Origin of the sequence: Pseudomonas sp. HMSC067G02 (assembly GCF_001813485.1) — a bacterium.
Lineage (GTDB): Bacteria > Pseudomonadota > Gammaproteobacteria > Pseudomonadales > Pseudomonadaceae > Pseudomonas > Pseudomonas aeruginosa.
Map to the genome: position 1 here is coordinate 70,257 of NZ_KV812729.1, position 19,375 is coordinate 89,631.

21 protein-coding genes are annotated in these 19,375 nt (G+C 67.8%); 8 read left to right on the forward strand and 13 right to left on the reverse strand.

Features of this window, described 5'->3' with window-relative positions:
- Positions 1–96: 96 nt before the first annotated feature.
- The 6 genes from ggt to HMPREF2914_RS29185 all read right to left on the reverse strand — a co-directional run bounded on the left by ggt (position 97) and on the right by HMPREF2914_RS29185 (position 6,642).
- Positions 97–1,830, reverse strand: a complete 1,734-nt coding sequence (gene ggt, locus HMPREF2914_RS29160) for a gamma-glutamyltransferase (protein WP_023092301.1) — start codon at positions 1,828–1,830, stop codon at positions 97–99.
- Positions 1,831–1,957: 127 nt separating this feature from the next.
- The gene (locus tag HMPREF2914_RS29165) at positions 1,958–2,209 is read right to left on the reverse strand and encodes a YfhL family 4Fe-4S dicluster ferredoxin (protein ID WP_003084462.1); all 252 of its coding nucleotides are present in this window, start codon (positions 2,207–2,209) and stop codon (positions 1,958–1,960) included.
- Between the two features lie 120 nt (positions 2,210–2,329).
- On the reverse strand, positions 2,330–2,809 hold the full coding sequence (coaD, locus tag HMPREF2914_RS29170; RefSeq protein ID WP_003084466.1) for a pantetheine-phosphate adenylyltransferase: 480 nt from the start codon (positions 2,807–2,809) through the stop codon (positions 2,330–2,332).
- 148 nt (positions 2,810–2,957) lie between these two features.
- A complete protein-coding gene (locus HMPREF2914_RS29175; protein ID WP_003102870.1) occupies positions 2,958–4,553 on the reverse strand; it encodes a GMC family oxidoreductase in 1,596 nt (531 codons plus the stop codon).
- A 55-nt stretch (positions 4,554–4,608) separates the two neighbouring features.
- The gene (locus HMPREF2914_RS29180; RefSeq protein ID WP_023092302.1) at positions 4,609–5,157 is read right to left on the reverse strand and encodes a hypothetical protein; all 549 of its coding nucleotides are present in this window, start codon (positions 5,155–5,157) and stop codon (positions 4,609–4,611) included.
- 54 nt (positions 5,158–5,211) lie between these two features.
- Positions 5,212–6,642, reverse strand: a complete 1,431-nt coding sequence (locus tag HMPREF2914_RS29185; RefSeq protein ID WP_023092303.1) for a coniferyl aldehyde dehydrogenase — start codon at positions 6,640–6,642, stop codon at positions 5,212–5,214.
- A 288-nt stretch (positions 6,643–6,930) separates the two neighbouring features.
- Between HMPREF2914_RS29185 and HMPREF2914_RS29190 the strand changes: the two genes are divergently transcribed.
- On the forward strand, positions 6,931–7,578 hold the full coding sequence (locus HMPREF2914_RS29190) for a TetR/AcrR family transcriptional regulator (RefSeq protein ID WP_003084488.1): 648 nt from the start codon (positions 6,931–6,933) through the stop codon (positions 7,576–7,578).
- Here the strand turns inward: HMPREF2914_RS29190 and HMPREF2914_RS29195 are convergent.
- The 6 genes from HMPREF2914_RS29195 to HMPREF2914_RS29220 form a co-directional block, all read right to left on the reverse strand.
- Positions 7,563–7,973: a GNAT family N-acetyltransferase gene (locus HMPREF2914_RS29195; RefSeq protein WP_023092304.1), complete on the reverse strand. Its 411-nt coding sequence runs from the start codon at positions 7,971–7,973 to the stop codon at positions 7,563–7,565. The genes HMPREF2914_RS29190 and HMPREF2914_RS29195 overlap by 16 nt on opposite strands.
- Before the next feature lie 62 nt (positions 7,974–8,035).
- On the reverse strand, positions 8,036–9,034 hold the full coding sequence (locus HMPREF2914_RS29200) for a hydrolase (RefSeq protein ID WP_003084490.1): 999 nt from the start codon (positions 9,032–9,034) through the stop codon (positions 8,036–8,038).
- A 36-nt stretch (positions 9,035–9,070) separates the two neighbouring features.
- Entirely contained in the window at positions 9,071–9,637 is a 567-nt protein-coding gene (locus tag HMPREF2914_RS29205) for a hypothetical protein (protein ID WP_003084491.1), read from the reverse strand.
- A gap of 2 nt (positions 9,638–9,639) precedes the next feature.
- The gene (gene rsmD / locus HMPREF2914_RS29210) at positions 9,640–10,236 is read right to left on the reverse strand and encodes a 16S rRNA (guanine(966)-N(2))-methyltransferase RsmD (RefSeq protein ID WP_003102864.1); all 597 of its coding nucleotides are present in this window, start codon (positions 10,234–10,236) and stop codon (positions 9,640–9,642) included.
- Positions 10,236–11,723, reverse strand: coding sequence for a M16 family metallopeptidase (locus HMPREF2914_RS29215; protein ID WP_023092305.1), 1,488 nt, complete (start codon positions 11,721–11,723; stop codon positions 10,236–10,238). The genes rsmD and HMPREF2914_RS29215 overlap by 1 nt, the downstream gene beginning before the upstream one ends.
- Entirely contained in the window at positions 11,716–13,113 is a 1,398-nt protein-coding gene (locus tag HMPREF2914_RS29220; RefSeq protein WP_003084498.1) for a M16 family metallopeptidase, read from the reverse strand. The genes HMPREF2914_RS29215 and HMPREF2914_RS29220 overlap by 8 nt, the downstream gene beginning before the upstream one ends.
- A 120-nt stretch (positions 13,114–13,233) precedes the next feature.
- On the opposite strand from HMPREF2914_RS29220, the gene ftsY reads away from it, so the two are divergent.
- The 5 genes from ftsY (at position 13,234) to HMPREF2914_RS29245 (ending at position 17,907) form a co-directional block, all read left to right on the forward strand.
- A complete protein-coding gene (gene ftsY / locus HMPREF2914_RS29225) occupies positions 13,234–14,595 on the forward strand; it encodes a signal recognition particle-docking protein FtsY (RefSeq protein WP_024007763.1) in 1,362 nt (453 codons plus the stop codon).
- Positions 14,592–15,263: a cell division ATP-binding protein FtsE gene (gene ftsE, locus HMPREF2914_RS29230; protein WP_003084505.1), complete on the forward strand. Its 672-nt coding sequence runs from the start codon at positions 14,592–14,594 to the stop codon at positions 15,261–15,263. The genes ftsY and ftsE overlap by 4 nt, the downstream gene beginning before the upstream one ends.
- Positions 15,263–16,270, forward strand: a complete 1,008-nt coding sequence (gene ftsX / locus HMPREF2914_RS29235) for a permease-like cell division protein FtsX (protein WP_003084508.1) — start codon at positions 15,263–15,265, stop codon at positions 16,268–16,270. The genes ftsE and ftsX overlap by 1 nt, the downstream gene beginning before the upstream one ends.
- A 113-nt stretch (positions 16,271–16,383) precedes the next feature.
- Positions 16,384–17,238, forward strand: coding sequence for an RNA polymerase sigma factor RpoH (rpoH, locus tag HMPREF2914_RS29240; RefSeq protein ID WP_003084510.1), 855 nt, complete (start codon positions 16,384–16,386; stop codon positions 17,236–17,238).
- Positions 17,239–17,400: 162 nt separating this feature from the next.
- Positions 17,401–17,907 (forward strand): hypothetical protein, encoded by a 507-nt coding sequence (locus HMPREF2914_RS29245; protein WP_177344138.1) that lies wholly within the window; start codon positions 17,401–17,403, stop codon positions 17,905–17,907.
- 4 nt (positions 17,908–17,911) lie between these two features.
- On the opposite strand, the gene mtgA is transcribed toward HMPREF2914_RS29245, so the two are convergent.
- Positions 17,912–18,643 (reverse strand): monofunctional biosynthetic peptidoglycan transglycosylase, encoded by a 732-nt coding sequence (gene mtgA / locus HMPREF2914_RS29250; protein WP_023092307.1) that lies wholly within the window; start codon positions 18,641–18,643, stop codon positions 17,912–17,914.
- Between the two features lie 36 nt (positions 18,644–18,679).
- Here mtgA and HMPREF2914_RS29255 point away from each other — a divergent pair, with 36 nt between their 5' ends.
- Positions 18,680–19,057, forward strand: coding sequence for a DUF423 domain-containing protein (locus HMPREF2914_RS29255; RefSeq protein WP_003084513.1), 378 nt, complete (start codon positions 18,680–18,682; stop codon positions 19,055–19,057).
- Between the two features lie 102 nt (positions 19,058–19,159).
- Entirely contained in the window at positions 19,160–19,360 is a 201-nt protein-coding gene (gene thiS / locus HMPREF2914_RS29260; RefSeq protein ID WP_003084514.1) for a sulfur carrier protein ThiS, read from the forward strand.
- Positions 19,361–19,375 lie beyond the last annotated feature (15 nt).

A 19,375-nucleotide genomic window follows, 5' to 3' on the forward strand; every position in this document is an offset into this window, starting at 1 on the left:
CGCCTGGATTGCCAGCCGGACTCGTCGGCGAAATCCCTACGCGGCGCCTATCTGGGTGAGATCGTCGAACATTTTTGAGCGCTGTCTCTCGTTTGTTCAGTGCGGCCGAGGCTGCGCTTGCGCCTCCAGGGACAGAGACGAGTAGCCGATCCCGCGCGGGTCGCTGGCGGCGTCGACGCGGCCGCTGCGCTTGTCCCAGTAGAGCACCTGCTGGTTGCCGTAGCTGCGCTCCAGGCGTTTGAGCTGATAGCCGCGCCGGCGCAGTTCGGCGGCCTCGGCATCGCTGAAGGCGCGCGGTTCGTACTCGACGACGTCCGGCTTGTACTGGTGGTGGTAGCGCGGCGCTGCGACCCATTGGCCGACCGGGCGGCCGTCGAAGTACTGCAGCATGGAGATCAGCACCATGCTCGGGATGCGGCTGCCGCCAGGGGTGCCGAAGGCGGCGAAGTCGGTCGGGCTTTCCAGGAAGCTCGGGCTCATGCTCGACAGCGGGCGCTTGCCGGCCGCCACCGCGTTCGCCTGGCTGCCGGCCAGGCCGTAGCTGTTGGCGCCCTGGGTGTCGGCGGCGAAATCGTCCATCTCGTTGTTCAGCACCACGCCGGTACCGGGAACGGTGAAGGCGGCGCCGAACGGCAGGTTCACCGAGAGGGTGGCGGCCACCGCGTTGCCCTGGGCATCGATCACCGCGAAGTGGGTGGTGTGGTCGCCTTCGCGCCAGGCCGGCGCCTCCGGCAGCGCCGAGCTGGGCGTGGCGCGGCGCGGGTCGATGCTGGCGGCAAGGCGCTTCAGGTAGTCCGGCGCCAGTAGGCTGGGTAGCGGGTTGGCGACGAAGTCGGGGTCGCCGAGCAGGCCTCGATCGCGGTAGGCACGGCGCAGGACCTCCAGCACGTAATGGGCGCGCTGTACCGGCTCGGCCTTCTGCCACGGCAGCTGTTCCAGCATCTGCAGGCTCTGTGCCAGGGCCACGCCGCCGGCCGAGGGCGGCGGTGCGCTGATCAGTTCGCGGCCGTTGGCCAGCTTCACCTCCAGCGGGCGGCGTTCGATCACCCGGTAGTCGCGCAGGTCGGCCGCGCTCCAGATGCCGCCGCCGGCGCGGACCCCGGTGAGCAGCTTGTCCGCTGTCTCGCCTTCGTAGAAACCGATCCGCCCGTAGCGCCCGAGGCGTTCCAGGGTACGTGCCAACTGCGGTTGGCGGAGCAGGTTCCATTCGTCGGGGATTCCGCCCTTGTCGAGGAAGATCCGCGCGGTTTCCGGGTCCTTGCGCATCGCTTCCAGGCGCATGGCGACGCGGTCGCGGTAGACCCGGTCGACGGATACGCCATCCACCGCCAGGCGGATCGCCGGCACCAGATTGTCGGCCAGGGGCTTGCGTCCGTAGCGGCCGCTCAATTCGACCAGCGCCGCCGGCAAGCCGGGGATCGCCGCCGCCAGCGGGCCGTCGACGGACAGCCTGGGGTCGACCTTGCCGTTGCGCCGGTACATGTCGGCGTAGGCGGCCTTCGGCGCGCGCTCGCGGGCGTCGAGGAAGCGATAGGTCGGCTGCGCGCCGGCCTGGCGCAGAAGGAAGAATCCACCGCCGCCGAGTCCCGAGCCGTAAGGCTCGGCTACCGCCAGGGCAGCGGCGATGGCCGCCGCGGCGTCGAAGGCGTTGCCGCCATTGGCCAGGGTTTCCAGGCCGGCGACGGTCGCGGCCGGATGCGGCGTGGCGACGGCGGCCTGCTGCGGTGCGTGGGCGTCGCCGCGAAAGCTGTCGGCATGCGCCGCGAGGCTGAGCAGGGACAGGCAGCAGGCGGCGACCAGGGTACGGACGGGCAGGTTCAGGAAGGACATGGCGGCTCACTGTTCAGCGGCGTTCGCGGGACGGGACCGCGAACGCCTCAGACTGGATTGCCAAGGATAGCCAAAAGCGCGTCGGACGGGGCGCGAACCGTCCCTGAAGGACAGGCGCCGGCGGGGATCAGGCCTTGCCGGTGATCTTCCGGTATTTCTCCATCAACTGGTCCTTGCTCTCGACATTGGCGTCGTCGAGGGGAATGCAGTCCACCGGACAGACCTGCTGGCACTGCGGCTCGTCGTAGTGGCCGACGCACTCGGTGCAGAGATTGGGATCGATCACATAGATTTCTTCGCCTTGCGAGATCGCGCCGTTCGGGCATTCGGGTTCGCAGACGTCGCAATTGATGCAATCGTCAGTGATTTTCAGGGACATCTAACAACTCCAACCGCGACGGACAGCCACGGCATCGGTAACGGGAATAGCGGAATTGTGCCGCATCGGCGCCCGCAGTGCACGCGGGGCGCCGACGGGAGGCCGGCGAAGAGACGCGGATCAGCGCTTGAAACGTTCCGCCAGGGCGTCTGCCACGGCCGGATGCACGAACTTGCTGATATCCCCGCCGAGAGCGGCGATTTCCCGGACCAGCGTCGAGGAAATGAAGGAATACTTCTCCGACGGGGTGAGGAACATGCTTTCCACGTCGGGGGCGAGCTGGCGGTTCATGTTGGCCAGCTGGAACTCGTACTCGAAGTCGGAAACCGCGCGCAGGCCGCGGAGGAAGACATTCGCCTTCTGCTCCTTGACGAAGTGCGCCAGCAGGGTGGAGAAGCCCACCACCTCGACGTTCGGCAGGTGCTTGGTGACCTCCTGGGCCAGCGCCACCCGCTGTTCCAGGCTGAACAGGGGGTTCTTCTTGGGGCTGGCGGCGACCGCGATGATCACATGGTCGAAAAGCCGTGAAGCACGTTCGATCAGATCGCCGTGACCCTTGGTGATGGGATCGAAGGTGCCTGGGTACAGCACTCGGTTCATCGCTACGTCCTGGCAGGGTTTCGTAAGGGAATCGGATGGTAGCGCAGGGATGCCCGTGCGGCCAAGACGCACGGGCCATCGGCCTTTAGCCCATAGGTCTGATGGCGCCGGGCCGGCTGCCGCGGCGCGCGGCCGGCCCGGCGGCGGTTCAGGCCCTGGCCAGGCGTTCGGCCAGCGCGCTGGCCAGTTGCGCGGTAAGACCGTAGACCGAGAGCTGCGGGTTGGCGCCGATGCTGGTGGGGAACAGCGAGCCGTCGTGGATCGACAGGTTTCGCAGGTGGTGATGGCGGCCGAGGCTGTCGGCCACCGCCACGGCCGGGTCTTCGCCCATGGCGCAGCCGCCCATGACGTGGGCGCTGCCCAGGCGCGTGCGGTAGATCTCCAGGCGCAGGCCGTCGATGATCCCGCGCGCCTCCTGCAGGTTCTTCGCGCTACGCGCGTCGCTGTGCACCGGCCGCACTTCCCGGGCGCCGGCGGCGAACTGGATCTCCGCCATGGTATGGAAGGCACGGCGGATACCGTCCCAGGTGTAGTCGGTCATCCGGTAGTCGAGCACCGGGGTGTCGTCGCCGCGCAGGCCGACCGAGCCCTCCGCGCTGTCCGGGTGGAAGCCGTCGCGGAGCAGGGCGAGCATCATGTTGGTATGCGGTAGCTGTTCCATGCGCAGGGCGTTGTCGCTGCCGAAGCCGCCGAGCAGCACCGAGGCCAGCGACGGTTGCAGCGGCGGCACCTCCAGTTTGTAGGACATGCGTCCGGTGACACCGTCGTCCCATTGGAAATGGTCGGAGTAGATCGACTGCGGTGCGCCGTAGAAGGGGTTGATCACCCGGTCGAACAGCCCCGCGCTGAAATTCACCGTGTGCAGGAAGGTGCGCTTGCCGACCCGCTGGCTCGGATCAGGCGCCTTCGAGCGGAGAAGAATCGCCGGGGTGTTGATGCCGCCGCCGGAGAGCACGTAGTGCCTGGCCCGGACCCTGATCCGGCGGCCGTTGGGCGCCACGCAGCGCTCATCCATGCCCAGGCATTCGAGGCCCGTCACCTTGTCGCCATCCAGCAGCAGGCGGTTGGCGCGCGCAAGGTAGAGCAGCTCGCCGCCCTTGTCGAGGGTCGCCGGGATGGTGGTGACCAGCATCGACTGCTTGGCGTTGACCGGGCAGCCCATGCCGCAGTAGCCGAGGTTCCAGCAACCGAGGACGTTGCGCGGGATGACCTTCCAGTGATAGCCGAGCTTCTCGCAGCCCAGGCGGATCACGTCGTTGTTGGCATTCGGCGGCAGCGCCCAGGGCGCCACGTGCAGGCGCTGCTCCATTTTCTCGAACCAGGGCGCCATGTCCTCCGCGCTGTGGCCCTTGACCCCGTAGACCTGGGCCCAGTGCTGCAGGGTCGGTTCCGGGGTGCGGAAGCTGCTGGTCCAGTTGATCAGGGTGGTGCCGCCCACGGCGCGACCCTGGAGGATGGTGATGGCGCCGTCCTTGCTCATCCGGCCGATGCCTTCCTGGTACAGCTCGGGGTAGGCGTCGGCCTCCTGCATCTTGAAATCGCTGCTGGTCTTCAGCGGGCCCTCTTCCACCAGCAGCACCTTCAGGCCGGCGGCGCTGAGGATTTCCGCGGTGGTGCCGCCGCCGGCGCCGGTGCCGACCACGACCACGTCGGCCTCCAGCTCCAGGTCGTCGTCCAGGCGCGAGCCGTTGTAGGTTTTCCAGCCGCGGGCGAGGCCCTCGGCGAACAGATCGGGTACAGGCATGAATGCACTCTCAGGCTAGGCGGCTTCGGGCTCTTCGTATTGTTCCGGGGGCGGCTCAAGCGATCTTCGGCGGTCCGGGATAGCCACAATGGGGCCACGCCTCGGGGCGGGCGTACCAGGCCATCATCGCCAGTTGCATCAGCGAACTGTGGCCCATCCGCAACAGGCCGATGAAGCTGTTTTCCCAGCGCGAAAGGAATGCCCGCACGTCGTCGCCGCTGGCGTTCTCCCAACTGCCCCAGATACCGGTCAGCGGGCCACGGGTGAGCGGCAGGGCGAGCACGTCGAAGAGTTGCTGGGTGAGCTTGAACATCTCCGGGGAGAGCCGCGCCAGGTTATGGTCGAGGCTCTGGATCGCGCCCTCCACGGCTTTCGGCATCTGCTCGGCGGAAACCGCGCCGAGCAGCATCACCGGCAGCAGCGCACGGAGGAACGGCAGGTCGGATTCGCGGACCTTTTCCAGGCCGCTCGCCGGTTTCTCCGCCGAACAGCCGGTGAGGCTGGCGGTGACGCCCGCGGTGGCGAGGAACGCGCCGCCGATCAGGCCGACTTTCATCAGGCTGCGTCGGGACAGGCCGGCGCTTTCGAGAGTGGTGTCGCTCATTGTTGTTATGTCACCTGCAGCGTAGGAATGAGGGGGCGCCGCACGCGCCCCGGTTCAGCGCACGAACAGCTTGTAGACGAGCTTCTGGATCGACTTGCCGTAGGGCGGGTAGATCATTCGCGCGGCGTTGAAGCGCGGCTTGCTGAACACGCCCTTGGCCTTGCTGAAGGTGAGGAAGCCTTCGTGGCCATGGTAGTGGCCCATGCCGGAGGGGCCGACGCCACCGAACGGGATGTCGTCCTGGGCGACGTGCAGCAGGGTGTCGTTCAGGCACACGCCGCCCGAGTGGGTCTCGTGCAGCACGCGCTGCTGTTGCGCCTTGTCGTAGCCGAAGTAGTACAGGGCCAGCGGTCGCGGGCGCTGGTTGACATAGGCCAGGGCGTCTTCCAGGCGCTCGTAGGGGATCACCGGCAGCAGCGGGCCGAAGATTTCCTCCTGCATCACTTTCATGTCGTCGCTGACGTTCAGCAGCAGCGTCTGCGGCAGGCGCCGCTGCTGGCCCTCGGCGAACAGCGGGACGAGGGTCGCGCCCTTCTCGCGGGCGTCGTCGAGATAGCCCCGGAGGCGGCCGAGCTGGCGCTCGTTGATGATCGCGGTGTAGTCGGGGTTGTCCGGGAGGCGCGGGAAGAAGCCCTGGACCACCTCCTTGTACTGGCTGACGAATTCCTCGACGCGCCGGCTCGGTACCAGCACGTAGTCGGGCGCGACGCAGGTCTGCCCGGCGTTGAGGCTCTTGCCGAAGGCGATCCGCTCGGCGGCGTCCTTCATCGGCACGCTGTCGGAGACGATCGCCGGCGACTTGCCGCCCAGTTCCAGGGTGACCGGGGTCAGGTTCTCGGCGGCGGCGCGCATCACGTGCTTGCCGACGCTGGTGGCGCCGGTGAACAGCAGGTGGTCGAACGGCAGCTTGGAAAAGGCCACGCCGACGTCCACCTCGCCGAGCACCACGGCGACCTGGTCCTCGGGGAAGATCCGCGCCAGCAGGTCCTTGAGCAGGCGCCCGGTGGCCGGGGTCGATTCGCTCATCTTGATCATCACCCGGTTGCCGGCGGCGAGGGCCCCGGTCAGCGGGCCGATGGAGAGGAACAGCGGATAGTTCCAAGGCACGATCACCCCGACCACGCCCAGCGGCTGGTACACCACCTGGGCCGAGGCCGGCTGGAATTGCAGGCCGACCGCGCGGCGCGCGGGCTTCATCCATTTCTTCACGCGCTTGGCGGCGTAGTGGATGCCGTGCAGGCTGGGCATGATCTCAGCGAGCAGGGTCTCGTCGGCGGAGCGCGCGCTGAAGTCCTGGTCTATGGCCTCGATCAGTGCCTGCTGCTCCTTGAACAGCAGCTCGCGCAGGGCCTTCAGCCACTGCACGCGCTGCGTGGCGTCGGGCATCGGCTGCGCCAGGTAGGCGGCGCGCTGGCGGGCGAAGAGGGCTTCGAGCTGGTTGATTTCCTGCTGGCTCTGCTGCAGGTAGGCGATATCGGCGACCATGGGCTGGCTCCTCGGCGAAGCGTGGGCGGCTGCGTGGCCGCACGTCTGTCGTTATGGCGGACCTGGCTCGGTCCGATGAATTTCGCTACGTCGCTGGATTTCTAGAGTAAATACTCTAAAGTGTCAAACAGCATGCCTGCCAGCCCGCCGCTTGCGTACCCAACGAAAGGCGGGCCGGTCGCCGGCCGCCACCCCGGGGGCTGACCCGGGCGGCCAGCTTTGTGTACCTTCTACGCTGTCACGGCGGGGCGCGCCCCGCACTGTTACCCGAACGAGCCCGTCGTCCCCATGGCACCACGCATCAAGACCCGCGATCGCATCGCCCAGGCCAGCCTGGAACTGTTCAACGCCCAGGGCGAGCGCAGCGTCACCACCAACCATATCGCCACCCACCTGGGTATATCGCCTGGGAACCTCTACTACCACTACCCGAACAAGCAGGCGATCATCGCCGAGCTGTTCGCCGAGTACGAAAGCCACGTCGAGAGTTTCCTGCGCCTGCCCGAAGGGCGGGGTCTGACGGTGGACGACAAGACCTTCTACCTGGAAGCGCTACTGGCCGCGATGTGGCGCTACCGCTTCCTCCACCGCGACCTCGAGCACCTGCTGGAAAGCGACCCGGAGCTGGCGGCGCGCTACCGCGCCTTCGCCCAGCGTTGCCTGGTCAACGCCAAGGCGATCTACCGGGGCTTCACCGAGGCCGGCATCCTGCGGATGAACGAGACCCAGCTGGAGGCCCTGACCCTCAACGCCTGGATCATCCTCACCTCCTGGGTGCGCTTCCTCTGCACCACCCTCGATCTCGACGGCGACCTCAGCGAGGCGCAACTGCGTCGCGGCATCTACCAGGTGCTGGCGCTGGAGAGCGGGCACATCGAGGCGCAGGCCCAGGATGCGGTGGACGGGATTTCCGAGCGGCTCTACGTGCCGCTCTGATCGCGCAGGGTTTTCTCCAGCACCTGCTGGATGTGGATGCCGTGGCGGCGGAAGAAGGCTTCGGTACCGAGGGTGGCGTCGGTGAACAGGTAGGCGCCGCGGTGATCCTCGGCGAAGCGCCGCAGCAGGGCTGCGCCGACGCCGCTGCGCTGTGCGCCGGGCAGCACGGCGATTTCCGCCAGCCAGACGCGAATCGGCGTTTCTTCCTCGGCGCGCAGCAGGCCGACCAGGCGGCCGTCGCGTGCGGCCAGCAGGGAATAGCCGGAATGCTGGTACAGCGTGCGTAGCTCGGCAGGCGGCATGCGCCGGTCCCAGCCGACCGCCGCGTGGATCGCCAGGATCGCCTCGCAGTCGGCGTCGTCGAGCATCGGGTTGTGCCGCAGCGTCAGTTCCATTCGCCCCCCTTTTTCCTTCAGCCTGTTCCTATTCTGCCGCCCGTCGCCGGACGCCGGCCAGCTCAGTGCTGCCGCAGGCGGGCCTCCAGCCAGTCGGGGATGCGTCGTTCCAGGTAGTAGGTGGGCTGGCGCGGAGAGCCGTCGACGAAGCCAACGTGACCGCCGCGGGCGTGCAGTTCCAGCTCGGTGCAGGGTGCCAGTTCGCTGCGATCGGGCAGGCTGCGGGCGAACACGAAGGGGTCGTCGCTGGAATGGATGATCAGGCTCGGCGTGCGGATGTCCGGCAGGTAGTAGCGGCTGGACGCGCGCCGATAGTAATCCCTGGCGTCGGCGAAGCCGTGCAGCGGCGCGGTGACCCGGCCGTCGAAGTCCCAGAAGGTGCGCATGCCCTCCAGCGGACCGAGGCGTTGCAGGGCGGCCAGGCCTTCCGCCTGGCCCTGCTCGCCGAACAGCCGCTGCTTGTCCTGCACGTAGGCCAGCATGGCCTTCATGAAGTGCGCCTGGTAGACCCGGGAAAAGCCCAGGCCGATGCGGTCGGCGCACTCGTCCAGGCGGAACGGCACCGACACCGCGACGCCGCCGAGCAGCGGGCAGTCCCCAGCGGTTTCGCCCAGGTACTTGAGCAGCACGTTGCCGCCCAGCGAATAGCCGACCGCGTACAGCGGCGCTTGCGGGCGCCTGGCGCGCAGGTGCGCGACCACCTCGGCGAGGTCGTCGCTGACCCCGGAATGGTAGCCGCGCGGCAGGCGGTTCGGCTCCCCCGAGCAACCGCGCCAGTTCAGCGCCACGCTGGCCCAGCCGCGCTCCAGCAGGGCGCGCTGCAGACCGAGGATGTAGTGCGACGAGGATGACCCGGTGAGGCCGTGCAGTGCCAGCACCAGCGGGGTTTCGGCATCGTGCGGGCCGGCCCAGTCGAGGTCGATGAAGTCGCCATCGGCCAGCCACAGGCGTTCGCGCTGCCGTTCCAGGGTCGGCCCGCGGCGGAAAAACGGGCTCCACAGGGTCTGCAGGTGCGGATTGGGCAGCCACCAGGCGGGCTGGAAGGTCGGGGACGCGGTCATGCGCAGGTCATGGGCGGTGGTGGTGTGGTCACCAGCTTACCAGCCGAACTCGTCGGCGAGGTCCTCCGCCCGCTGGCGCGAACCGAGGATCGGTTGCAGTTCGTCGACGAGCTGCTGCCGATAGCGGGGCGCGACGCTGCAGTCGTCCAGCAGGATGTCCTCGCCGGCGCCGCTCCAGACCTCGCCGAAGCAGGCCAGGCTGGCCGCCATCTGCCACAGGTCGTCGAAGCACGGGGCCGGGTCCCAGCCCCTGCCGCCATGCAGGTCGAAGAGTATGCGCCCGCTGCCGGTCTCGAGGATGAACGGGTCGGCGCCCTGGTCGGCCACCACCAGCCAGTCGTCCTGCCAGCCCGACAGGCGCTCGCCGCTGATGCCGTGCCAGCGATAGCCGGCCTGGCGCTGCCAGAGGCGGGCCAGGGACGGCAGGAAAAATGGGTTGCCGGCACTCTCCAGGGTGCAGTCGAGCGGGCCGACCTCGCGGTAGAAACGCTCCAGCTCGGCGGGCAGGGCGATATCGCCCTGCCAGTCGGCGGCGGGTTGCGCCGCGCAAGGCTCGCCAAGCGCCAGCAGGCGTTGGCGAATGCTCGCGGAAGCCGGGCTCATCCTCAGGCTCCCCGCTGCCAGAGCGCGTAATGTACGTTGCCGGCTTTCTTTTCCCGGTGCAGCCGCCAGTTTCCGGGCAGGCCGAGGGACGAGGGGACGCTCTCGCTCTCGGTATAGATCCAGGCGTCGGGGTTCAGCCAGCCGCGGGTTTCGAGCAGGCGGCAGGCGTCCTGCAGCAGGTTCTGATGGAACGGCGGGTCGAGGAACACCAGGTCGAAGGCGCTCGGAGCCTGGTTTCCCAGGTAGCGCACGGCATCGCCGAGGACCAGTTGGGCGGTGCCGCACTTGAGCGCGTCGAGGTGGTTGCGCAGGGCCGCCACCGCTTCGCCGTTGGTATCCAGGGCCAGCCCTTCGCGGGCGCCGCGCGACAACGCCTCGAGGAACAGCGCGCCGCTGCCGGCGAAGGGATCGAGCACCCGTGCGCCTTCGACATAGGGTGCCAGCCAGTTGAACAGGGTCTCGCGGACCCGGTCCGGGGTCGGTCGCAGGCCGGGCCCGTCGGGAAAGACGAAACGCCGGCTGCGCCATTCGCCACCGATGATCCGCAGCTGTCCCTGGCCGCCGTGGCGGCCGGGGGCTTTCGCAGTAGGTTTGCTCATCAATGCTCCGGAACGCCGCTGGGTTGCTGGGCCGGCTTGGCGGTGGGTGGCGGCAGGGGTTTCTGCGGCACGCTCGGGCCGGCGCTGACGATGACGAAGGCGTCGGCGTCCAGGTGCTTGGCCATGGCGGTCCTGACCTGTTCGACGCTGAGTCCCTCGACCTGCTTGAGGAAGCTTTCCAGGTAGTCCAGCGGCAGGCCGTAGAAACCGATGGCGCCGAGCTGGCCGACGATGTCGGCGTTGCTCGCGGTGGACAGCGGGAAGCTGCCGGCCAGTTCGCGCTTGGCGTCGTCCAGTTCCTTCTGGGTCGGGCCGTTGGCCAGGTAGTCGCGGACGATGTCCTGGACCAGCTTCAGCGCACCTTCGCTGAGTTCGGCGCGGGTCTGGAAGTTGATCATGAACGGACCGCGTGCCTGCATGGCGGTGAAGCCGGAATAGATGCCGTAGGTCAGGCCGCGCTTTTCTCGCACCTGGTCCATCAGGCGGGTGCCGAAGCCGCCGCCGCCGAGGATCTGGTTGCCCAGGTAGAGCGCCGCGTAGTCGGGATCCTGGCGGTCGATGCCAAGCTGGGCGAGCATCAGGTGGGTCTGCTCGGAGGGGAAGTCGATGTGCGTCAGGCCGGGCTTGGGCGTTTCCGGCTGGGCGGTCTTGGCCAGCGCCGGGCCCTGGGGCAGCGCCTTGGAGACTTCTGCGGCGATCGCTTCGGCCTCCTGCCGCGAGAGGTCGCCGACCAGCGCGATGACCACGTTGCCGGCGGCGTAGGCTTTCTTGTGGAACGCCTGCAATTGTTCGCGGCTGATCGGTGGAACGGACTTTTCGTCGCCGTCGCTGGAGTGCGCGTAGGGATGCTCGCCATAGAGGCGCTTGAACAGCTCCAGCCCGGCCAGCTTGCCGGGGTTCTGCTTCTGGTACTCGAAACCGGCCAGGACCTGGTTCTTGATGCGTGCCAGGGCGTCCTCGGGGAAGGTCGGCTGGCCGATCACCTGTTCGAACAGCTTCAGCGCCTGGGTCCGCTTGTCGGCGTCGGACAGGCTGCGCAGGCCGGCCACCGCCATGTCGCGGTAGGAACCGTTGCTGAACGAGGCGCCGAGGTCCTCGAAGCCGGCGGCGATGGCAGTGGTGTCCTTGCCCGGCACGCCTTCGTTGAGCATGGCGTTGGTCAGCATCGACAGGCCGGGGGTGCCGGCGTCCTGGCTGCTGCCGGCGGCGAAGGTCAGGCGCAGGTCGAACATCGGCAGTTCATGGGCTTCGACGAACAGCACCTTGGCGCCTTCGGCGGTCTTCCATTCCTGGATGTCCAGCTTGCGATGGACCGGCGGCTGCTTGGCGACGTCCTTCAGCGACTGCAACTGGTTTTCCTCGACCGCCGCGGCATGGGCCGCCGCCGGGGTCTGGGTGGGACGCGCGACGAAATAGGCCAGCGCGGCCAGCAACGCAATGACGATCAGGCCGAGCAGGCCATAACGCAGCCCTGTGCGCTCACTCATGACGGGCCTCCTTTTCCTCGGCCTTCACAGGCAGCACTTGCGCCAGGGTCAGGCGCGACGGGGTGAAATAGGTGCGGGCGGCTTTCTGGATATCGTCCGGAGTCACTGCCTTGAGGGCCTCCAGGTCCTGGTCGATCAGCTTCCAGGACAGGCCGACGCTTTCCAGCTGGCCGATGCTGCTGGCCTGGGCGGCGATGGAGTCCTTCTCGTAGACCATCCCGGCGATCATCTGCGCGCGCACGCGCTCGATCTCCGCGGCGCTGGGCGGGTTCTGCTTGAGGTCATCGAGCTGCTTCCACAGACCGGCCTCGACCTGCTCGAGGGTCTTGCCCTTCTGCACGTTCGGCGTGGCCGAGAGGACGAACAGGCTGTCGCCGCGGTTGAACGCGTCATAGTAGGTGGAGGCGCCGGCGACCAGCTCCTCGCCGCGCTCCAGGCGCGAGGCCAGGCGGGCGCTGTAGCCGCCATCGAGCAGCGCGCCGATCAGGCGCAGGGCGTTGACTTCGCGAGGGTTCTCGCTACTGCCCAGGCTGGGCACGTTGAAGCCCATGATCAGGTTCGGCAGCTGGGTGCGTACGTACAGCTTGAGCCGGCGCTCGCCGGGCTCGGCCAGTTCCAGCGGCTTGCGCGCCGGCGGCAGCTGGCGCCAGGGGATCTCGCCGAAGTAGCGCTTGGCGAGGGTCTTGACCTCGTCGGCGGTGACGTCGCCGACCACTACCAGGGTGGCGTTGTTCGGCGCGTACCAGGATTCGTACCAGTGGCGCAGGTCGTCGATGGTCATGCGCTGCAGGTCGGCCATCCAGCCGATGGTCGGGGTGTGGTAGCCGCTGGCCGGGTAGGCGGCGGCCTTGAAGCGCTCGAAGGCGAGGGCGTTGGGATTGTCGTCGGTGCGCAGGCGGCGCTCCTCCTTGATCACCTCGATCTCGCTCTTGAACTGGTCGGCCGGCAGGCTCAGGTGGGCCATGCGGTCGGCTTCCATCTCCAGCGCCACCGGCAGGCGGTCGCGGGCCAGGACCTGGTAATAGGCGGTGTAGTCGTCGGTGGTGAAGGCGTTCTCTTCCGCACCCAGGTCGCGCAGCACCCGCGAGGCTTCGCCCGGGCCGAGCTTGCGGCTGCCCTTGAACATCATGTGTTCGAGGGCGTGGGACAGGCCGGTGAGCCCGGGTGTCTCGTAGCTGGAGCCGATCCTGTACCAGAGTTGGGAAACCACCACCGGGGCGCGGTGGTCTTCACGCACTATGACCTTCAGGCCGTTGTCGAGGCTGAACTCGTGGGTGGGCTGGGTTTCCGCCGCCTGGGCGAAAAGCGGGAGACAAAGGCTGGCTAGGAGCAGGCCGACGCGGCGGCGAGCTGGGGTTTTCATGGTGATCTGGACCTTTCGTGCCGCCACCGGGGTCTCAGGTCACTGCGGGGCAGGACCCTTAGCCCCGTCGGGCGAGGAGATGCTAGGATACCCATCCGTTTTCCGGGCGGCCACGTCCCGTGCCGCTCCCTTGAGATACAAGCATTCATGTTTGGTTCCAACGACGACAAGAAGGCCCCGCAGGGCGGGGAAAAGAAAGGTCTGTTCGGCTGGTGGCGGAAAAAGCCGCAAGCCGGCGAGCAGCCTGCCGATCAGCCTGTCGAGCCGGTCTCCGAGACAGCGGCCGCCGAGCAGCGCGCGCCCGCCGATGACGTAGCGCAATCCCTGACAGAACAGCCAGGTCGGCAGCAGCCCTCCGCTGCCGAGCCGGCCGAGCCGCCGGCGCCGGCGCCGGTTGCCGAAGCGCCGCTCGCCGGTGACGAGCCAGCGTCGGCCGAGGAGCATTCGCCCCGGTCCGAGGCGCCCGTCGCGCAACCCGAGCCTATCCTGGCTGCCGAGCCCGAGCCCGAGCCCGAGCCCGAGCCCGAGCCCGTTGCGCCGCTGGCCGCCGCTCCGGCAGTCAGCGAGCCGGCGACCAGGCCGGGCTTCTTCGCCCGCCTCCGGCAGGGGCTGTCCAAGACCAGCGCCAGCATCGGCGAAGGCATGGCCAGCCTGTTCCTCGGTCGCAAGGAAATCGACGACGACCTGCTCGACGACATCGAGACGCGCCTGCTGACCGCCGACGTCGGCGTCGAGGCCACCACCCTGATCGTGCAGAACCTGACCAAGCGCGTGGCGCGCAAGGAGCTGGCCGACAGCGGCGCGCTGTACAAGGCGCTGCAGGAAGAGCTGGCCAGCCTGCTGCGCCCGGTGGAGCAGCCGTTGCAGGTCGACGTCGCGCGCGAGCCCTATGTGATCCTGGTGGTCGGGGTGAACGGCGTGGGCAAGACCACCACCATCGGCAAGCTGGCGAAGAAGCTGCAACTCGAGGGCAAGAAGGTCATGCTGGCCGCCGGCGACACCTTCCGCGCTGCCGCCGTGGAGCAGTTGCAGGTCTGGGGCGAGCGCAACCGCATCCCGGTGATCGCCCAGCACACCGGCGCCGACTCCGCCTCGGTGATCTTCGACGCGGTGCAGGCCGCCAAGGCCCGCGGCATCGACGTGCTGATCGCCGATACCGCCGGACGCTTGCATACCAAGGACAACCTGATGGAGGAGCTGAAGAAGGTGCGCCGGGTGATCGGCAAGCTGGACGAGACGGCGCCCCATGAGGTCCTGCTGGTGCTCGACGCCGGCACCGGGCAGAACGCCATCAACCAGGCCAAGCAGTTCAACCTCGCGGTGGAGCTGACCGGCCTGGCCCTGACCAAACTGGACGGCACCGCCAAGGGCGGGGTGATCTTCGCCCTGGCCAAGCAGTTCGGCCTGCCGATCCGCTATATCGGTGTCGGCGAGGGGATCGACGATCTCCGTACCTTCGAGGCCGACGCCTTCGTCCAGGCACTCTTCGCAGAGCGGGAGAACGCATGATCCGCTTCGAGCAGGTCGGCAAACGCTATCCCAACGGCCACGTAGGCCTGCACGAGGTGTCCTTCCGCGTGCACCGTGGCGAGATCCTCTTCGTCACCGGCCACTCTGGCGCCGGCAAGAGCACCCTGCTGCGCCTCATCCTGGCGATGGAGCGACCGACCAGCGGCAAGCTGTTGCTCGGCGGCCAGGACCTGGGGCGCATCACTACCGCGCAGATCCCTTTCCTGCGCCGGCAGATCGGCGTGGTGTTCCAGAACCACCAACTGCTCACCGATCGTACGGTGGCGGACAACATCGCCCTGCCGCTGCAGATCCTCGGCATGCCCAAGCCGGAGATCGCCAAGCGCGTGGCCTCGGCCCTGGAGCGGGTGAACCTGAAGGAAAAGGGCGAGGCGTTGCCTTCCGACCTTTCCACCGGCCAGCAGCAGCGGGTCGGCATTGCCCGCGCCATCGTCCACCAGCCGGCCCTGCTGCTGGCGGACGAACCCACCGGCAACCTCGACCCGCGACTCGCGTCGGAAATCATGGGCGTGTTCGAGGATATCAATCGCCTGGGCACCACCGTACTGATCGCCAGCCACGACCTGGCCCTGATCGCCCGTATGCGCCATCGCATGCTGACCCTGCAGCGTGGCCGGATCATCGCTGACCGTGAGGACGAGGCCTGATGAGCGCCAACGATCTTCCCCGTGGCCCCGAAGAGGGCGCACCGGAACGCAAGACCCGCGAGAAACCGAGCCAGGAACAGACCGACTGGAGCGGCTCGTTCAGCGCCTACCTGGAAAGCCATCGCGCCAGCCTGGTGGACAGCCTGCGCCGGTTGTTCGGCCACCCGTTCGGCAGCTTCTTCACCTGCCTGGTGATGGGTATCACCCTGAGCCTGCCGATGGGCCTTTCGCTGCTGCTGAACAATGTCGAACGGCTCGGCGGCTCCTGGCAGCGCGCCGCGCAGATCTCCCTGTTCCTCGACCTGAAGACCAGCGAAAACCAGGGCCAGGACCTGCGCGAGCAGATCGAGCGCCTGCCGGATGTGATCGAGGCCCAATTGATCAGCCGCGAGCAGGCGCTCAGCGAATTGCAGGAACAGTCCGGCCTGGGCGAAGCGCTCAAGGAGCTGCCGGAGAACCCACTGCCGCCGGTGATCTCGGTCACGCCCAAGCAGATCGATCGGGCCGGCCTGGAGGCACTGCGCCAGCAGCTCGCGGAGCTGCCTCATGTGCAGCAGGCGCAGCTCGACCTGGTATGGGTCGAGCGCCTGAGCGCGATCCTCAAGCTCGGCGAACGCTTCGTCTTCGGCCTGACCATCCTGCTGGTGCTGACCCTCTTGCTGGTGGTGGGCAACACCATCCGCCTGCACATCGAAAATCGCCGTAACGAAATCGAGGTGATCAAGCTGGTCGGCGGGACGGACGGTTACGTGCGCCGGCCATTCCTGTACATGGGCGCGTTGTACGGCCTGGGCGCGGGCATCCTGTCCTGGGCGCTGCTGGCCTATTCGCTGAACTGGCTGAACGGTTCGGTGGTCAACCTTTCAGGGCTGTACGGCAGCGACTTCGGCCTGCAGGGCGTGCCGCTGGACGACGGCCTGTCGCTCACCGTCGGCGCGGTGCTGCTTGGCTGGGTCGGCGCCTGGCTGGCTGTGGCCCGCCACCTGCGCGAGCTGGCGCCGCGCTGAGGACAGGGGAATCACGACCGGTCAGCGGGTCGCTGTAAAGGAACTTATACACCCGCTTGCAGTCAGATATCCGAGTGCTACACTGCGCGAGTTTCGTGAATCGGAGGATTCGCATGACCACTTCTTTGCAACCTGTACATGCCTTGGTTCCAGGCGCAAACCTGGAAGCCTACGTGCACTCGGTGAACAGCATTCCGCTGTTGTCGCCGGAACAGGAGCGTGAACTGGCCGAACGCCTCTTCTATCAGCAAGACCTGGAAGCGGCGCGGCAGATGGTGTTGGCGCACCTGCGCTTCGTTGTTCATATCGCCAAGAGTTATTCGGGGTACGGCCTGGCCCAGGCCGACCTGATCCAGGAAGGCAACGTCGGCCTGATGAAGGCCGTGAAGCGTTTCAACCCGGAAATGGGCGTTCGCCTGGTGTCCTTCGCCGTGCACTGGATCAAGGCGGAGATCCACGAGTTCATCCTGCGCAACTGGCGGATCGTCAAGGTCGCCACCACCAAGGCGCAGCGCAAGCTGTTCTTCAACCTGCGCAGCCAGAAGAAGCGCCTGGCCTGGTTGAACAACGAGGAAGTCCATCGCGTCGCCGAGAGCCTGGGGGTCGAGCCCCGCGAAGTGCGCGAGATGGAAAGCCGCCTGACCGGCCAGGACATGGCGTTCGACCCGGCCGCCGACGCGGACGACGAGAGCGCCTACCAGTCGCCGGCGCATTACCTCGAAGACCACCGCTACGACCCGGCGCGCCAGTTGGAAGACGCCGACTGGAGCGACAGCTCCAGCGCCAACCTGCACGAGGCGCTGGAAGGCCTCGACGAGCGCAGCCGCGACATTCTCCAGCAGCGCTGGTTGTCCGAGGAGAAGGCCACGTTGCACGACCTGGCGGAAAAGTACAACGTCTCCGCCGAGCGTATCCGGCAGCTGGAAAAGAACGCCATGAGCAAGCTGAAAGGGCGGATTCTCGCCTGATCGCCGCGCCTCGCGAAAACCGCACTCCGCAAGGGTGCGGTTTTTTTCTGCCCGGAGGAATCCCATGCCGCGCAATACCCGCTGGCTGTTCTACCTGTCGCTGGCGGTCCTGACCTTCGTCGTCGGCGCCTGCTGGTCCGTACGCCGGAACCGGCACGGCCGTTGCCGTGGCTGGCCGACTGGCAGGAGCAGGTGCTGGCGCCGTTGGCGGACAACGCCCTGACCCTGCGCCAGCTGCACGACGCGGTGGATGGCGAGCTGTGGGTGGACCCGCGCCTGGATGGCGTGCGCCTGGCCTTCCGTGGCCGCCTGCTGGGCGACGGCGGCCCCTGGCAGGTGGAAGGCGAGCTGGGCCTGAGCGCCGAGGAGCAACTGAGCCTGCAGCGGGCATCCGCGTTGCAGCCTGGCAGCGCGCCGCAGCCATTGAGCGCCGGGCTGGAAGGACAGTTGGGCGACAAGCCGATCGTGGCGCTGAGCATGATTCCCGAAGGCAGGGTCGGTGCCGAGCGGCTGCTGGCCAGTCTCGGCCAGCCGCGCCTGCGCCTGCAACTGGCCCAGGGCGAGGCCTGGGTCTATCCGCAACTGGGCCTGACCGCGCACCTGCCGGACGACGACTTGCGACTGATGCTCGCGGTGCCGCGCCAGGCCCTGGAAAAACCGCCGCGTTGAGCTTTCAGCGCTCCAGGCGCAGCAGGTAGTCGTCGCCGCCCAACTGCCACATCTGCTGGCGAATCCAGGCCGCGCGCTGGCGCACGTAGGGGCCCGGCTTGGCCGCGCTCCATTTCAGCGGGCTGGGCAGCACCGCGGCGAGCTGGCTGGCCTGGGTGCGGCTCAGGCGCTCGGCGTCGAGGCCGAAGTGATAGCGTGCCGCAGCCTGCGCGCCGAAGACGCCCGGCCCCCATTCGGCGCTGTTCAGGTAGACCTCGAGAATCCGTTGCTTGGTCCAGAGCGTCTCGATCAACAGGGTGAACCAGGCCTCCAGGCCCTTGCGCAGCCAACTGCGCCCGGACCAGAGGAAGACGTTCTTCGCCACCTGCTGGCTGAGCGTACTGGCGCCGCGGATACTGCCGCCGCGCTCGTTGTGCGCGAGGGCCTGCTGGATGGCCGGCAGGTCGAAGCCGTGGTGCTCGGCGAAGTGCTGGTCCTCGCCGGCGATCACCGCGACCTTCAGGCTGTCCGGCAACTGCTCCCAGGAGCGCCAGTCGTGTTGCAGGTCGATGGGCTGGCCGTCGACCCAGGAGCCGACCTTGCGTTCGACCATGACCATGGTCCCCGGTGGCGGCACCCAGCGCAGGACCGCGACCAGCACGACGCTGGCGGCCATGAACCAGAGCAGGTACTTGAACAGGCGGCGGAACAGGGATCGCAACATGCGCGGCTTGGCTTGGAAGAAGGGGGCGGCCATTATAGCGGGCTGGATGCTATCACCGGAGTCTTGTCCATGCTTCGTCCCTTCCTGTTGTTGGCGGCATTTTTCGGTTTCACCGGCGTGGCCCTCGGGGCGTTCGCCGCCCACGGCCTGAAGAAGCAGCTCAGCGCCGAGTACCTGGCGGTATTCCAGACCGGCGTGCACTACCAGTTGATCCACGCCCTGGCGCTGTTCGGCGTGGCGCTGCTCGCCACCCGCCTGGACGGCCGCCTGGTGAGCGCGGCGGGTGGCCTGTTCACGCTGGGCATCCTGCTGTTCTCCGGCAGCCTCTACCTGCTGACCCTCAGTGGCATCGGCAAGCTCGGCATCGTCACCCCGTTCGGCGGCGTCTCCTTCCTCGCCGGCTGGCTGTGCCTGGGGCTGGCCGCCTGGCGCCTGGGCAACGCCTGAGACCGGTTGCCTCAGGCGGCGCACTTGTCGACAAGGCGCCTTGGTCATCGGGGTGGATCGGGCTAGAATGCCGCTCCCTTTCACTTTCGTGACCGTCCAGCCATGCAGATTCAACTGAACGGCGAGCCCTTCGAGCTGCCCGACGCGCAGAGCGTCGCGGACCTGCTGGCCCGCCTGGAGCTTGGCGGCCGCCGCGTGGCCGTCGAGCTGAACCTGGATATCGTGCCGCGCAGCCAGCACGCCAGCACCGCGCTCAAGGATGGCGACCGCGTGGAGATCGTCCACGCCATCGGCGGCGGCTAGGCCTGGCCCCCGAAC

Excerpts from the sequence above, each read along its gene's own strand:
- ggt (WP_023092301.1), bottom strand. The coding sequence starts at position 1,830 with ATGTCCTTCCTGAACCTGCCCGTCCGTACCCTGGTCGCCGCCTGCTGC.
- HMPREF2914_RS29165 (WP_003084462.1), bottom strand. The coding sequence starts at position 2,209 with ATGTCCCTGAAAATCACTGACGATTGCATCAATTGCGACGTCTGCGAA.
- coaD (WP_003084466.1), bottom strand. The coding sequence starts at position 2,809 with ATGAACCGAGTGCTGTACCCAGGCACCTTCGATCCCATCACCAAGGGT.
- HMPREF2914_RS29175 (WP_003102870.1), bottom strand. The coding sequence starts at position 4,553 with ATGCCTGTACCCGATCTGTTCGCCGAGGGCCTCGCCCGCGGCTGGAAA.
- HMPREF2914_RS29180 (WP_023092302.1), bottom strand. The coding sequence starts at position 5,157 with ATGAGCGACACCACTCTCGAAAGCGCCGGCCTGTCCCGACGCAGCCTG.
- HMPREF2914_RS29185 (WP_023092303.1), bottom strand. The coding sequence starts at position 6,642 with ATGGTCGCCGATATCGCCTACCTGCAGCAGAGCCAGCAGGAAATCAAC.
- HMPREF2914_RS29190 (WP_003084488.1), top strand. The coding sequence starts at position 6,931 with ATGGCACCACGCATCAAGACCCGCGATCGCATCGCCCAGGCCAGCCTG.
- HMPREF2914_RS29195 (WP_023092304.1), bottom strand. The coding sequence starts at position 7,973 with ATGGAACTGACGCTGCGGCACAACCCGATGCTCGACGACGCCGACTGC.
- HMPREF2914_RS29200 (WP_003084490.1), bottom strand. The coding sequence starts at position 9,034 with ATGACCGCGTCCCCGACCTTCCAGCCCGCCTGGTGGCTGCCCAATCCG.
- HMPREF2914_RS29205 (WP_003084491.1), bottom strand. The coding sequence starts at position 9,637 with ATGAGCCCGGCTTCCGCGAGCATTCGCCAACGCCTGCTGGCGCTTGGC.
- rsmD (WP_003102864.1), bottom strand. The coding sequence starts at position 10,236 with ATGAGCAAACCTACTGCGAAAGCCCCCGGCCGCCACGGCGGCCAGGGA.
- HMPREF2914_RS29215 (WP_023092305.1), bottom strand. The coding sequence starts at position 11,723 with ATGAGTGAGCGCACAGGGCTGCGTTATGGCCTGCTCGGCCTGATCGTC.
- ftsY (WP_024007763.1), top strand. The coding sequence starts at position 13,234 with ATGTTTGGTTCCAACGACGACAAGAAGGCCCCGCAGGGCGGGGAAAAG.
- ftsE (WP_003084505.1), top strand. The coding sequence starts at position 14,592 with ATGATCCGCTTCGAGCAGGTCGGCAAACGCTATCCCAACGGCCACGTA.
- ftsX (WP_003084508.1), top strand. The coding sequence starts at position 15,263 with ATGAGCGCCAACGATCTTCCCCGTGGCCCCGAAGAGGGCGCACCGGAA.
- rpoH (WP_003084510.1), top strand. The coding sequence starts at position 16,384 with ATGACCACTTCTTTGCAACCTGTACATGCCTTGGTTCCAGGCGCAAAC.
- mtgA (WP_023092307.1), bottom strand. The coding sequence starts at position 18,643 with ATGGCCGCCCCCTTCTTCCAAGCCAAGCCGCGCATGTTGCGATCCCTG.
- HMPREF2914_RS29255 (WP_003084513.1), top strand. The coding sequence starts at position 18,680 with ATGCTTCGTCCCTTCCTGTTGTTGGCGGCATTTTTCGGTTTCACCGGC.
- thiS (WP_003084514.1), top strand. The coding sequence starts at position 19,160 with ATGCAGATTCAACTGAACGGCGAGCCCTTCGAGCTGCCCGACGCGCAG.